Source organism: Streptomyces sp. NPDC018029, assembly GCF_044327655.1.
Taxonomy (GTDB): domain Bacteria; phylum Actinomycetota; class Actinomycetes; order Streptomycetales; family Streptomycetaceae; genus Streptomyces.
Window position 1 is genome coordinate 476,932 of sequence record NZ_JBIRFV010000004.1, and the last position, 12,544, is coordinate 489,475.

The window sequence follows — 12,544 nt, forward strand, 5'->3', positions numbered from 1 at the left end:
CCGACGGTCCCTCAGCGCAGGCGACGGGACTTGTGCGACTGCACCCTCAGGCGTACGTCGGCGGTCAGCGTGCGGGGTGCCGTCGCCGCCCGCGCCTCCGCCACCGTGTGCCGGGCGAGCATCTGGAGGACCGTCTCCGGAGAGCTGTCCGGCAGCAGGACCACGGTGATGCGGGCCCGCAGCCGCCGTGAGTTCCCCCGTAGGCGTACGCGCGCGTCGGCCACGCCCTCGATGGCGCGTGCCCGCTCGGCCATCGCGGCCGCCAGCGCGGCCCCGGAGAGCGTCACATCGGGCTGCCCCAGGGGCAGTTCACGCACGCGCCCGCTGCGCAGCTGCGCCACGGCCCACCCCAGGAACAGGAGTACGCCGACGGAGAGAGCGGCGATCACCAGCGGCGTCCACCAGCCCTGATCGCGCCACCTGCCGAGGTCCCGCCCGTCGAGCCACACCCGGTCGGCGCCCAGCCGCGGCCAGCCCGCCGGCAGCCGCTCGCGGACGCCGTCGGTCGCGGACGCAAGGGCGGCTCCGGCGCCGAGGAGCGCCACGGCCGCACAGAGCAGCGCCGTGCGGTTCGCGCCGCTGCGGAGTCGGCTCATCGGACACCGCTCTCCGGAGTCGAGTCACCGTCCGCCGCGGGTACCGCCACCGGCCCCGGCGCGGGAGCGCGCCAGGCGGGCTCGGGGCGCAGCCGGACGCGGAGCCGCGGCGGCCGGGCCACCCCACAGGACGTCAGGGCCCGCACCGCCGCCTCCGTCACCACCCGGCGCGCGTCCTCCTCCCGGCCGAAGGCGAGCCCGGCACGCACGCGTGCCCTACGGCGGCCGACATCGACCCGCACCCGGGTGATGCCGGGACAGTCCGACACGGCGTCCCGCACCAGCGACGCCATCGCACGCCGGTCGAGGACCGCGTGGACGCCCGGCAGCGGCGGCCGCATGGGGAGCCGCCCGCGACGGCCCGGCGTGACGGCGAGGACCAGCAGCCACACACCGAGGCAGAACACGGCGAACGCCACCGCCGCACCCGGCCAGACGCCGCTGTCAGGCCCGTGCGTGGTGAGCCACTCCATCAGGTCGGCCCGCCACCGGGCGGGCCGACGGTCGGCCGTGCGGACGGCCACCACGTCGTACAGGAAGACGCCGCACACCACGGCGGCGGCGCACGCCGACACGGCGACGGGCACCCGCCGCGAGGACCACGGCCGCCGGGCCCGACCCCCGACACGCGCCTCCACCGAAGCGCTCTCCTCCACCGGAGCGCCGACCCCGCCCTCCTCCCGTAGAGACAGCTCCCGGACCCGCACCCGCGCCGCGGGCACGGCAAGCCCGGTGAGCCGCGCCGTGCGGTCGGCGACATGGGCCCTGACGCGTTCGCCCGCGTCGTCGAGCACCGCGGGATAGGGCAGCGTCACGGTGACGTCGACCCGGGCCCGACGGCCGCGTACGGACGCCGTGCTCCGGGTCGTCCGCACCTCGCCGGGCGCGAGCGCCTCCGTGGCGGCCTGCCCTGCGATGCGGCGCACCGCCCGGTCCGCGACGGTCGTCGACCCGCGGTCCGCCGCCGGAGTGCTCATCGCCGCCCCCGGTCACGGCCGCTGAGGAAACCCCGTATGTCCGTGCCGTCGTCGACGAGACGCCCCGCGACGAAGCCCACCGCGCCGAGCGCGGCGACCAGGAGGAAGGCACCGAAGCCGCCGAACCACCCGGCGAACCCCAGCGCCATCCCGGCGATCAGGCCTACCAGAGCTGCGCTCACCACTCACCTACTCCACGCGCGTCTCGCCGGCGGAGTCCGAACCGTCGTCGTCGGGCAGTCGTACGTCGTTGACCGCGACGTTGACCTCGACGACCTCGAGACCGGTGATGCGCTCCACGGCCGCGATGACGTTCTCGCGCACGTCGTGCGCGACGTCGGTGATGGGCACGCCGTACTCGACGACGATGTCCAGGTCGATCGCCGTCTGCCGCTCGCCCACCTCGACCTTCACCCCGCGCCCGACGTTGGGCCGGCCGCCGGGGACGCGGTCGCGGACGGCGCCGATGGTGCGGGAGAGCCCGCCGCCCATGTCGTACACACCGGGGATCTCACGCGCGGCCGTACCCGCGATCTTCACCACCACCACGTCGGCGATGGAGGTCTTCCCGCGGGTCGCGGCCGGCTCGGTGGCCCCCGTCCTGCCCGCCACGGTGGTGCTGCCCGGCACCGCCTGGTGCGGGGCGCCGGTGAGGCCCTGCTCGCCGCCACCGGAGGCGGCGGTCTTCGAAGTGATCTCCTGAGTCGCCATGGAGCCATCTCCTCGTCGTCAGTGACTGCGGACCGAGTGCCCGGCCCGGCGCATGTCTGACACCGGGGCAGAGGATTCGTTACGCGTCCCGGTGGAATTTCTTCTCCCGGCGGCCCCCGCACCCGCGTCGCGTAACGCGGGCGCTCGCCGAGTGTCGTAGGAGTACGACCTGAGTGAGAGGAGCCGCGTGTGCCGGGCGACCCGGACAGAGCGCCGGCCGAAGCGGACGACTCCCCGCGGTCCGACGACGGATTGCTGGCGGTACGGGCCGCGGAGGGCGACGAAGAGGCCTTCGAGGTACTGGTGCGCCGCCACGCGCCGGGCCTGCTGCGGCTCGCGACACGGCTGCTCGGCAGCCGCACGGAGGCCGAGGACGCGGTGCAGGATTCCTTTGTGAGCGCCTGGCGCAAGGTGCCGGAGTTCCGCAGGGACGCGCAGTTCGGCACGTGGATGCACCGCATCGTCACGAACCGGTGCCTGAACGTCCTGCGCGCCCGCCGCCCCGCCGTCGACCTGGGCGACGTGCCCGAGCCGCAGGCACCCGAGCACGAGGCCTCCCCGGCGCGGGTCGCCGAGGCGCACGCCGCCGTGGCGGAGCTCGGCCGGGCGATGGAGGGGCTCTCTCCGGAACAGCGCGTGTGCTGGGTGCTGCGCGAGCTCAACGGCCTCGCCTACGAAACCATCGCCGAGACGGTCGGCATCAGTCCGGAGGCGGTACGGGGCCGCGTCTTCCGGGCTCGGCGCTATCTCACGGAGGCGATGGCCGCATGGCGTTGAACGAGGAGAACGAACTGCTGCCCTGCGGCCGAGACGTGTGGAGCGTGTGGGAGCGCGCGGAGAACGGCGAGGCCGACCCGCACGCCGCCGCCTGCCCGCACTGCGCCGACGCGCGGAACACGCTGCGGCACCTGGAGGACGTCGTCGCCGCGGCCCGCGACGCGGACCCGCGGGAGCCCGAGCCCGACACCTCCGCGCTGGTGGGGCGCGTCATGGACGTGGTGCGCCTCGAACTGCGCCCCGGCCGCACGCTGCCGCTGGGCGAGGAGGACGAGGACGCGTGGATCGTGGAGGCCGCGGCCGCAAGGACCGTCCGGGCCGCCGCCGAGTCCCTGCCGGGCGTACGGGCGGGCAGCTGCCGCATCGAGGCGCTCCCGGAGGAGGGCCGCGCCGACGCGGCGGGCCGGCATCCGCGCGGGCCCGTGCGGATCCGCACGGAGGTCGCGGTGACCCTCACCTGGCATCTCCCGGAGGTCGCCGAGCTGGTCCGCCGACGGGTCCTTCAGGCGGTGGACGCCGAGCTCGGCATGCGGGTCGCGACCGTCGACGTGACGGTCGCCGACATCATCGACGACGCTGAAGGCGCTGACGACGACAGCGCGGAGAGGCGGCACCCGTGACGGACCGACGTACTGCCGGTGAGCTGGCCGAGGCCGTCCAGGAAGCGGTGCTCGGCACGGCCGGCGTCGCCTTCCTGCGCCCCGGCATCGCCGAACTCCTGCGCGTCACCACCCCGCTGACCAGGCGCTCTTCGGCGGTCCGCGTCACCCGGGACAAGGGCGCCGCGGCCTGGCACGCCGAGATCCACGTCGTCCTGCGCCGCGGGTACCGCTCTGTGGACGTCACTCGGGAAGTGCGCGCCGCCGTGACCGGGGCGCTGCTGCGGATGACCGGTGAGCCGGAACCCCCACGGGTCACGGTGACGGTGACCGGACGCGTATGAGAGGACTCCCGTGACCACCCGCGGGTTCACGGGGTCAGCGGGACCCGCGCGACGATGCGCTTCCCGCCGCCGGGGAGGTGCGTCACGCTGACGTCGTCGGACAGGCGGCACACCGTGGGCCAGCCGTGTCCGCCGCTCACGAGGAGGGCCGTGCGGGGGCGGGTGGCCGGGACCGCGTCGCTGCCGTCCTCGACGACGATCTCGACGGAGTCGGACCTTACGCGGCACTGGAATCCGCGCAGACCGCCGCCGTGCCTGAGCGCGTTGGTGACCAGTTCCGATGTGACCAGAACCGCGTCCGCGACCGCCATCTCGCCGATGTGCCGATGCCCCTGGCGCAACGCTGCGCGCACGGCCTCCCGGGCGGCTGCCGGGCTGCGGGGGCGGGTGAGGATGCGGGCTTCCTGAGTGCTGTCGGTTGTCACAGCGCATCACTCCCACCGATGTTGTGGGGACTGTTCCTCTTCGGCTGCCCCGTGAGTCCGGCCCCACACACGGTGTTCGGGTGGTTCGCCCGGTCGGCACCGAAATGCCCGGTGGCCGCACGCGGGGGTCCGTGTGCGGCCACCGGGCATGGTGTCCGGGGGGTCAGAACAGGAAGTCCAGGCCCAGTCCGGCGTGCCAGTGGTGGTGGTGCCCGTGCCCGTGGCCGTGGCCGTGCCCGTGCCCGTGGTGACCGTGGTGCCAGTCGTCCCCGTCCCGGCCGTCGGCCTGCTGCGCGGCCGGGACGGCGGCGGAGGCGGGAGCCGCGAGCGCGACGCCGGCCGGGACGGCCAGCGCGGCGGTGACGGCGGCGACGGACAGGGCGCGGGATATGCGCTTCATACTCAGACCCTTCGGTGAATGCGTGTGCACGCGCCGGTGCGGCGTGCACGGACGCTCACCACGCTGAAGGGTCGTACGGGGGCCTGCTCGCCGAGCGCCGCTGGCGGAGTGACGCCGTCCGGGGGCGGGGGGAAGGCGCCGTCAGCGATGTGCGGGCCTTCCCCGGCAGCGCCCCCGGGGGGAGCGGAGTCCCTGGATCAGTGGTTGGCGGTGCCGTTGCCCGAGAGCAGCGGGATGTCCTCCAGGATGTGCGACAGCGGCTCGTCACCCTTGGCCTGCGTCGAGTTCTCGACACACTGCTGCATCTGCGGCGCCGAGAGGATCGGGATGTCCTGAACGCCGACGTTGACGAGGGCGACGATGTTCTGGATGTTGGCCTTGACCGGGAGGCCGACACAGAGCTTGTTCAGCGAGCCCTGGACCAGGGTCATCTGCGGGCTCATGTCGCCCTTGGTCCCGGAGTTGCCGAACGCCTGCCCGGCGCCGTTGCCGCTGACGGACTGGGTGCCCGTGTCATCGCCGATGGCCATGGCCTGCGGAGCCGCGGTGACGGCCATGCCGGCTGCGGTCAGGGTCATGGCGGTCGTTGCGAGCAGCTTCTTCATGGTGAGGAGTTCCCTTCGAGTGAGGCTCCACTCCGGAGCCGCGTGGTGATCAACTGAGCGACAGAGCGGGAGTTGCGGCGATTCGGCCATTCGATGGATAAATGTGCTGAACGTCAGCTTTCGTCTCAACGGCACCGTTTCGTCGCGCACTTCGAAAGGAACGACAGGAACGACGGAAACGAAGACGGAGACGCCCCACTCTTGACGAGGAAATATGGCTGACCGCACAGGACCATGGCAGCGGCTAGGTGTCATTCCGACGAGCAGGCAGTCCCCGGAGTGCCGCACCGACCCCATCTACGATTCCTTGCTCAGGAGTTGGTACGCGCAGGGGAAAACCGTCCCGGGACGGCCCGACCCCGAGTGGCGAAGACTGGTCGAGCGCGACCCCTGGCCCCGGCAGTGAACGAATGCGGCGGGCCGCCGAGGAGAAAGATGGCGGCCCGCCGGGAGGCGTTCGGTGTCAGCGGTTGGCGGTGCCGTTGCCGGACAGGATCGGCAGGTCCTCCAGGATGTGCGAGAGCGGCTCGTCGCCCTTCGCCTGCGTCGAGTTCTCGGTGCACTGCTGGGTCTGCGGCGCGGAGAGGATCGGGATGTCCTGGATGCCGATGTTGACCAGGCCGACGATGTTCTGAATGTTGGCCTTGGCGGGCAGGGCGATGCAGGGCTTGTTGAACGAGCCCTGGATGAGCGCCATCTGCGGGCTCATGTTGCCGTGCGTCGCCGAGTTGCCGAACGACTGCATGGCGTTGTTGCCGCTCATCGTCTCGGTGCCGCCGTCGTTGCCGATGGCGAGGGCCGTGGGTGCGGCGGACGCCGACATGCCGACGACGGAAGCCGTGACCGCAGCTGCGGTCATAACCTTCTTGATCACAGGTGTTCCTCTCTGAGTTAGCCCCGTCCTCGGAGCACCCTGAGCAACTGCCCGGAACGGGAGGGGTTGCTGAAATTCACTCCGATGGCCCAATAAGCGGCCACCCGCGGGTATGAGTGATTCCGTCGTCGTGCCGATCGCCGACGATCCGATGGAGTGAATGCGCGGAACTAAACGTGGAGTGGGGAGTTGAGCAGGCCGCAGTAACGTGAGCGTCTGCCCCAGAAAAGGAACCACAAATGCTTAAGAAGGCAATGGCAATGGCAGCGGCTGCGGTGGCCGTAGCCGGTATCGCTTCCCCCGCGATGGCCGTCGGCGACGACACCGGCACCCAGTCGATGAGCGGCAACGGTGCCCAGCAGTCGTTCGGTAACTCCGCCACCAAGGGCGACATGAGCCCGCAGCTCTCCCTGGTCCAGGGCACGCTGAACAAGCCTTGCATCGGCCTCCCGGTCAAGGCCAACATCCAGAACATCGTTGCCCTCGTCAACGTCGGCATCCAGGACATCCCGATCCTCTCCGCGCCGCAGACCCAGCAGTGCACCGAGAACTCGACGCAGGCGAAGGGCGACGAGCCGCTGTCGCACATCCTCAGCGACATCCCGGTGCTGTCCGCCAACGGCGAGCACAACGGCTGAACTGCCGCGCTGTAGAGACTGCTCGGGCCACCCGCCCTTTTCCTCCTCGGGTGGCCCGGGCTTTCTCATGTCACGGGACAACTCCCTTATCGTCGCGGCCGGTTCCCTGGCGAGCCGCATTCGAGTGAACTTCCGAAGTGTGTCAACCCGGCGGTTTCTTGGGATCCGGCCGCTCGTTAAGCAGGGCTCAGGTCGCGGTGCGGGAACAGGGATTGCCCGCCCGGCTCCGGCCGCCGTTTAGGCGTGGCCCGAAAGAAGGGAAAAGCTGTGAAGCTCAAGAAGAGCGCAACGATCATCGCTGGTGCGGTCATGGCGCTGGGCATGGGTGCCCCGGCCTTCGCCGACGCCGGTGCCTCGGGTGCGGCCTCCAATTCCCCGGGTGTCATCTCCGGCAACGTCATCCAGGTTCCCGTCCACGTGCCGGTCAACGTGTGCGGCAACAGCATCAACGTCGTCGGTCTCCTGAACCCGGCGTTCGGCAACACCTGCGTCAACGACTGACGTAACGGCTCAGCTGTTCCTGCTGTGTCCCAGCCGGCCCTGGCGGCCCTCCCGGCGCCAGGGCCGGCTTCCCATCGTTCAGAGAAAGACCACTAGATTGCGACAGGCCCTCAGCAAAGGAATGCTCTCCGCCGCGGCCGCCACGAGCATCCTGTCCCTGTCCGGCACCCACGCGTTCGCCGCTTCCGGAGCGAACGGGCAGGCGCTGGACTCGCCCGGCTTCTTGTCGGGCAACAACGTGCAGGCCCCCGTGGAAGTGCCGGTGAACGTGTGCGGCAACTCGGCGAACGCCGCCGCGGCAGGCAACCCGGCCTTCGGCAACACCTGCGGCTCCTCCTCCCACTCCTCTCACTCCTCTCACTCCTCTCAGTCCTCCCACTCCGGCTCCCACTCCGCGCCCCGCTCCGCGCCCCCACGCTCGGCGGAGAGCGCTCCGAAGGCGGCGCCGCGCGGCAACTCCGAAAGCGCCAACAGCCCTGCCACGCCCTCCCGTTCCAGCCGTTCGGACACCCCGGCCCGCTCGGCCTCCGGCTCCGCGGCCCAGGGCGACACCACCCGGTCGCCCGGCGTGGGCGCGGGCAACAACGCGAAGGCCCCGGTCGACGCGCCGGTGAAGGCCTGCGGCAACACCGTGGGCATCGTCGCCGCCCTCTCGCCCGTCACCGGCAACCGCTGCGGCGCCGGCCACCACTCCCACCGGGACCCGCACCCCGCCGAGCCCCCGGCCGCAGGAAAGCCGCCTGTCACCCCACCGGGCACCCCTGTCCCGCGGCCCCGGGCGGCTACCCCCGAGGACCCCGCGCGCCCCGGCGGCCCCGCGGATCCGCGTTCCCCCGAGGTGTCGTCGGCCACCGATCCGCACCACGTGCCGCAGGGCAGGCACGCCCGGCGCCCGGTCGCCATGGAGACACCCCACGACCTGCTGGCCGCCACGGGAACGGACGCCGCGCTGCTTGGTGCGGCGGGCGCGAGCGCGGGGCTGCTGCTCGGCGGGGCGATCCTGTACCGGAGGGGGCGCGCATCGTCCCGGCGCTGAGTCCGGACATGGCAGTACGCCGGCAGGGAAGCGGAGACGGAATCGCTTCCCTGCCGGCGTTCAGGGAGGTAGAGACCTGACCTGCCCATCGGGGGGCGTCGCTCACCCACGGCATGGGAGCCGACGGCTGGCGGGAAGCGACCCGGCCTGTCCCAGTGAAGCCCGTTCAGTGCATCACCGGACGGCCCGCGCGGGAAGCGGAGTTCACCCGTTCGCCCGCTGTGTCACTCATAAGAGAGCCGCCGGAATCAGCACGTCGTACGTACCGCTCGACGCCCCGCACCAGGCGTTCGGCGGTGAACGCAGCCCCGTACACGAAGCGCATGGCGGGCCCGAAGCTCGACGCGGTCGTCAGGCCGGCCAGGAAGAGCCCGGGGAGCGAGGACTCGAAGCGGTCGCTGACGTAGGGGGTGCCGTCCACGAGGGAGCGCAGGCGACCGCGGACGTCCGGGGGCAGGACGCCGATGCGGTGGGTCGTCGCACGGAAACCCGTGGCCGCGATGATGTGGTCCGTCTCGAAGCGCAGGCCGCCGCCGGACCGCACGCGGACGCGGCCATCGGCGAGTTCGGCCGTCTCGACCCGGTGGCCGGTGTGGATCTCGACGCCGGCCTCGACGCGGTCCCTGACCCACCACGCGCCGGCCGGGCCGAGCGCGCCCGCCGCGACGCGGGCCCGGGTCGGCTCCGGAAGCAGCCGGAAGAGCCCGGGCGCCGACGCGTAGAACGTGTTGCGCCAGCCGCAGCCGAGGCCGGTGTGCGGGGCGCGCACGGACTCCCGCCACGGACGCTGCCGGGGCGGCGGCATGGTGTTCCAGCGCACGCGCGGCGACCGGGCGAGGATCCGCACGCGGGTGCCCTGTTCGGCCAGCAGGGCGGCGGTCTCCAGGGCTGCCTGCCCCGCGCCGAGCACGGTCACGTCCTGGCCGCGGAAGCGCAGCAGGTCGGCGTGGTGGCTGCTGTGCGAGACGTGGGCGTCGCCCAGGCCGCGTACGGACCGGGGGATCTCGGTGAACGGCAGGACGCCCACCGCGAGGGCCACGGCACGCGCGTGGTGGACCTCGCCGTCCTCGGTCCGCGCCTCGTGGCCGCCCGGGACGGGCCGGACGGCGGCGACGAGGCGCTCGTCGACCGGCGGGGTCGCCCGCTCGGCGAACCAGCGGCCGTAGGAGGCGAAGTGCTCGACGGGCAGCGGGCGGCCGTGCTCGGCGGGCAGGCCCTCGCGGGCGCAGTACGCGGCCAGGCCGTACCGGCCCGCGGGGTCGGAGAGGTCGGACGCCCACGGCTCCGACTTGAGCAGCATGCCGCGCGGCATGTGGTCCCGCCAGGAGGCCATGGTCCTGCCGAAGACGCGTACGTCCAGGCCGGCCGCCGCGGCGTGCGAGGCGATCGAGAGGCCGTACGGGCCCGCTCCTACGACCAGCAGGTCATGCATCGGTGACGGCTCGCTCTCGGTTCGCCTGGGCGGGGAGGACGGCGGGCGGGTGCTCCACCGGCCCGGCCGACAGGGACGTCAGGGCGCGGCGCGACCGGTGGCCCATGCCGTCGCGCAGCCTGCGCACCACATGGCGGCGCCACATGAGGCGCATGGCGGCCCCGGGGGCGGGATCGTCGGCGGCGTGCCAGGCGAGTTCCCCGTACGGCGAGGAGACGGTCAGCGAGCGCAGCGCCGCCAGCGGGGCGTAGTTCTCGACCACGAACGTGCGGCCCGGCAGGGGCTGCGGGTCGGGCACCGGCCGGTGGGTCAGATCGAGGTGCAGGGCGCGCACCACGTCCGTGCCCGTGCCGTCGGCGAAGAGGCGGAACTGGGCGCCGGGGCGCGGGTTGAAGTCGATGAGGTGGAAGTCGCCGGTCGTGGCGTCCCTGCGGAAGTCGAGGTCGAAGATCCCGCGGTACTCCAGGGCCGAGACGACCTGCGCGGCGGCGGACCAGAGCGCGGGGTTCGCGGTCCAGTCGCCGCTCACCGTCAGGCCCGCGGAGCGCGGCCACGACAGGTGCTTGCGGCCCGTGCCACCGCCGCGTACGACACCGTCACGGCCCGCGCAGCCGTGCACGAACCAGTCGGCGTCGCGGGTCCCGGGCACGAAGGCCTGGAGGAGGAGGCGGCTGCCGGCCTCGGTACGCCGCTCGAAGAGGGCGGCGGCCTCGTGCGGGGAGCCGAGCACGGTGGTGCTGCGCAGGCCGGTGCCGCGGGGCAGCAGCCAGGGGCGGCTCCACTTCGCCACGGCGGGGGTCCCGAGGCGGTGCACGGCGTCGGCCGCCTCGGCGGCGGACTCCGGCGCCAGGGTCGTGGGGTGCGCCACGCCCGCCTGGGCGCAGACCCGGGCGAGAGCCGCCTTGTCCGCCACGCGCTCGGCCACGTCGCCGGGCACGCGGGGCACCAGGAAGCGGTCGGTGAGCTGGTCGTACAGGGTGCCGACCGCGAGGGCGCCGGCGTCGTCGAGGGGGATCAGCACGGCTGGTCCGGTGAGCCGGTGCGCGACCCGGCGCAGCACGGCGGCCACTTCGGCGAGCGACGCTCCCGGGGCGGGCGGCGCGTGCATCCGGTGCAGATAACGGGACCGCTGTACGGGGCTCCCGAAGTCGTCGGCCACCAGATGGACCTCGATTCCGGCGCGGCCCAGTGAGCGCACGGCACCCAGCGTCCCGTGATGGAAGGGATTCCTGTCGATCCGCAACAGGACCGCAGGAATGCGTGTATCCAGAGGCTGCAACGTCACCCTCGCTTGTCGATCGCCCATGCGGGCGATGTGGCGGAATACGGGATTAGAAACACGATTGGCGCAATAGAAATACATATGACGGGGTGTCAGTGAAGTGAGGTCGGAAACGAGGAGCAGGTATGGGCGCACACGCCCCACAAAGCCTTCGAGGCGGCAAACGTCTTCGACGCAGTCAACGTCTTCGAGGCCGTAAACGTCTCGCCTTCATCGTCGCCGGAATCGTCTCTTCGACGGCCCTGGCCTCCGTACCGGGACACACCGTGGATGTCGTACGCGACGGTGAACCGCCGGCCGCCGTTTCCCCGGCCCCCGCCTTCGGCGCGTACCTCGACTACGGCCCGCGCGGGGTCGAGCGCATCGGTGAGCTCAGCGAGTGGCTCGGCGGCGCCGAGCTGCGGGTCGGGCACACGTACCTTCCGGGCGATCTCTGGAGCAACATCGAGGGCGCCCCGAACTTCCTGGAGAGCTGGGCGGCGTGGCGCAAGGAGAAGGACGACAGGCTCTTCGTCCTCAACGTCCCGATGCTCGAACGCAACGAGGAGGGCGTCGACGACCGCGAGGTGGCCCGACTGCTGGAGCGGGGCGCCGCGGGCGACTTCGACGGCCACTACAGAGTGCTCGCCGAGCGCCTGGTCGACCTGGGCGTGCCCGACACGGTGGTCGTGCTCGGCTGGGAGATGAACGGCACGACGTACACCCATCGCTGTGGTCCGGACCCGGAGTCCTGGAAGAAGTACTGGAACAGGATCGTCACCACGATGCGATCCGTTCCGGGGCAGAAATTCACGTTCGACTTCACCCCCAGCAGAGGGCGGGACGCCGTTCCCTGGACGGAGTGCTATCCCGGTGACGGCGTCGTCGACATCATCGGAATGGACTCGTACGACCAGCCGCGCGGAATGTCGTTCGACGAGCAGATCGCTGAGCCCTATGGGCTCCAGCAGCACGTGGACTTCGCGGCGGAGCACAAGAAGCCCATCTCGTACCCGGAATGGGGGCTTTTCCGCAACGGCGACAACGAGGAATACATGCGCCGCATGCTGAAATGGATGGACGAGAAGAAGCCGCTGTACAACACGGTCACCGATTACTGCCCGCACGGTGTCTGGCAGTGCAAGGACAACCCCGCCGCGGCGCGGGTCTACCGCGAGCTGCTCTCCGGCCGCGCCGGGGACCCGACGGGACCGACCAGGCCGGCCGAGCCCGGGAAGCTCCCGGCCTGCTCGCCGGTGGAGCTCGGCGACTGGGTCGAGTACTGGCTGGGCGGCAGGCTGTGTCTGCGCTTCGACTGGTTGAAGGACGAGAAGGCGCAGAAGCAGCCCTGACGCCCCACCGGGCCCT

17 protein-coding genes are annotated in these 12,544 nt (G+C 72.1%); 7 read left to right on the top strand and 10 right to left on the bottom strand.

Annotation, left to right across the window (positions count from 1 at the left end):
• Window positions 1-11: 11 nt before the first annotated feature.
• The 4 genes from ACH4D5_RS15070 to ACH4D5_RS15085 are packed head-to-tail and all read right to left on the bottom strand — an operon-like array spanning window position 12 to window position 2,284.
• A complete protein-coding gene (locus ACH4D5_RS15070) occupies window positions 12-596 on the bottom strand; it encodes a hypothetical protein (RefSeq protein WP_398302211.1) in 585 nt (194 codons plus the stop codon).
• On the bottom strand, window positions 593-1,573 hold the full coding sequence (locus tag ACH4D5_RS15075; protein WP_398302213.1) for a DUF6286 domain-containing Asp23/Gls24 family envelope stress response protein: 981 nt from the start codon (window positions 1,571-1,573) through the stop codon (window positions 593-595). The genes ACH4D5_RS15070 and ACH4D5_RS15075 overlap by 4 nt, the downstream gene beginning before the upstream one ends.
• Complete coding sequence (locus ACH4D5_RS15080; protein ID WP_398302215.1) at window positions 1,570-1,755, bottom strand: hypothetical protein; 186 nt, start codon at window positions 1,753-1,755, stop codon at window positions 1,570-1,572. Before ACH4D5_RS15080 ends, ACH4D5_RS15075 begins: the two co-directional genes overlap by 4 nt.
• A gap of 7 nt (window positions 1,756-1,762) precedes the next feature.
• Entirely contained in the window at window positions 1,763-2,284 is a 522-nt protein-coding gene (locus ACH4D5_RS15085; protein ID WP_398302217.1) for an Asp23/Gls24 family envelope stress response protein, read from the bottom strand.
• Between the two features lie 189 nt (window positions 2,285-2,473).
• Between ACH4D5_RS15085 and ACH4D5_RS15090 the strand changes: the two genes are divergently transcribed.
• Genes ACH4D5_RS15090 through ACH4D5_RS15100 form a run of 3 tightly spaced genes read left to right on the top strand, consistent with a single transcriptional unit; the run spans window position 2,474 to window position 4,004 of the window.
• Window positions 2,474-3,061, top strand: a complete 588-nt coding sequence (locus ACH4D5_RS15090) for an RNA polymerase sigma factor (RefSeq protein WP_398302219.1) — start codon at window positions 2,474-2,476, stop codon at window positions 3,059-3,061.
• Window positions 3,052-3,681 (top strand): hypothetical protein, encoded by a 630-nt coding sequence (locus ACH4D5_RS15095; RefSeq protein WP_398302221.1) that lies wholly within the window; start codon window positions 3,052-3,054, stop codon window positions 3,679-3,681. Before ACH4D5_RS15090 ends, ACH4D5_RS15095 begins: the two co-directional genes overlap by 10 nt.
• Window positions 3,678-4,004, top strand: a complete 327-nt coding sequence (locus ACH4D5_RS15100; protein WP_398302223.1) for a hypothetical protein — start codon at window positions 3,678-3,680, stop codon at window positions 4,002-4,004. Before ACH4D5_RS15095 ends, ACH4D5_RS15100 begins: the two co-directional genes overlap by 4 nt.
• A gap of 26 nt (window positions 4,005-4,030) precedes the next feature.
• Here ACH4D5_RS15100 and ACH4D5_RS15105 read toward each other — a convergent pair whose 3' ends face one another.
• From ACH4D5_RS15105 to ACH4D5_RS15120, 4 genes are all read right to left on the bottom strand, one after another.
• Window positions 4,031-4,429 carry an ATP-binding protein gene (locus tag ACH4D5_RS15105; RefSeq protein ID WP_398302225.1) on the bottom strand — a complete coding sequence of 133 codons (399 nt, stop codon included), beginning with the start codon at window positions 4,427-4,429 and terminating at the stop codon, window positions 4,031-4,033.
• 163 nt (window positions 4,430-4,592) lie between these two features.
• The gene (locus tag ACH4D5_RS15110; RefSeq protein ID WP_398302227.1) at window positions 4,593-4,829 is read right to left on the bottom strand and encodes a hypothetical protein; all 237 of its coding nucleotides are present in this window, start codon (window positions 4,827-4,829) and stop codon (window positions 4,593-4,595) included.
• Between the two features lie 197 nt (window positions 4,830-5,026).
• Complete coding sequence (locus ACH4D5_RS15115) at window positions 5,027-5,434, bottom strand: rodlin (protein WP_398302229.1); 408 nt, start codon at window positions 5,432-5,434, stop codon at window positions 5,027-5,029.
• Between the two features lie 463 nt (window positions 5,435-5,897).
• Window positions 5,898-6,308, bottom strand: a complete 411-nt coding sequence (locus ACH4D5_RS15120; protein WP_398302231.1) for a rodlin — start codon at window positions 6,306-6,308, stop codon at window positions 5,898-5,900.
• Between the two features lie 239 nt (window positions 6,309-6,547).
• Between ACH4D5_RS15120 and ACH4D5_RS15125 the strand changes: the two genes are divergently transcribed.
• The 3 genes from ACH4D5_RS15125 (at window position 6,548) to ACH4D5_RS15135 (ending at window position 8,483) form a co-directional block, all read left to right on the top strand.
• A complete protein-coding gene (locus ACH4D5_RS15125) occupies window positions 6,548-6,946 on the top strand; it encodes a rodlin (protein ID WP_398302232.1) in 399 nt (132 codons plus the stop codon).
• Between the two features lie 309 nt (window positions 6,947-7,255).
• Window positions 7,256-7,447 carry a chaplin gene (locus tag ACH4D5_RS15130; protein ID WP_398302628.1) on the top strand — a complete coding sequence of 64 codons (192 nt, stop codon included), beginning with the start codon at window positions 7,256-7,258 and terminating at the stop codon, window positions 7,445-7,447.
• Between the two features lie 121 nt (window positions 7,448-7,568).
• Window positions 7,569-8,483, top strand: a complete 915-nt coding sequence (locus tag ACH4D5_RS15135) for a chaplin (RefSeq protein WP_398302234.1) — start codon at window positions 7,569-7,571, stop codon at window positions 8,481-8,483.
• 166 nt (window positions 8,484-8,649) lie between these two features.
• Here ACH4D5_RS15135 and ACH4D5_RS15140 read toward each other — a convergent pair whose 3' ends face one another.
• Window positions 8,650-9,915 carry an FAD-dependent oxidoreductase gene (locus ACH4D5_RS15140; RefSeq protein ID WP_398302236.1) on the bottom strand — a complete coding sequence of 422 codons (1,266 nt, stop codon included), beginning with the start codon at window positions 9,913-9,915 and terminating at the stop codon, window positions 8,650-8,652.
• Complete coding sequence (locus tag ACH4D5_RS15145; protein WP_398302238.1) at window positions 9,908-11,194, bottom strand: ATP-grasp domain-containing protein; 1,287 nt, start codon at window positions 11,192-11,194, stop codon at window positions 9,908-9,910. Before ACH4D5_RS15145 ends, ACH4D5_RS15140 begins: the two co-directional genes overlap by 8 nt.
• A gap of 128 nt (window positions 11,195-11,322) precedes the next feature.
• Between ACH4D5_RS15145 and ACH4D5_RS15150 the strand changes: the two genes are divergently transcribed.
• Complete coding sequence (locus tag ACH4D5_RS15150; RefSeq protein WP_398302240.1) at window positions 11,323-12,528, top strand: glycoside hydrolase family 26 protein; 1,206 nt, start codon at window positions 11,323-11,325, stop codon at window positions 12,526-12,528.
• Window positions 12,529-12,544: the final 16 nt, after the last annotated feature.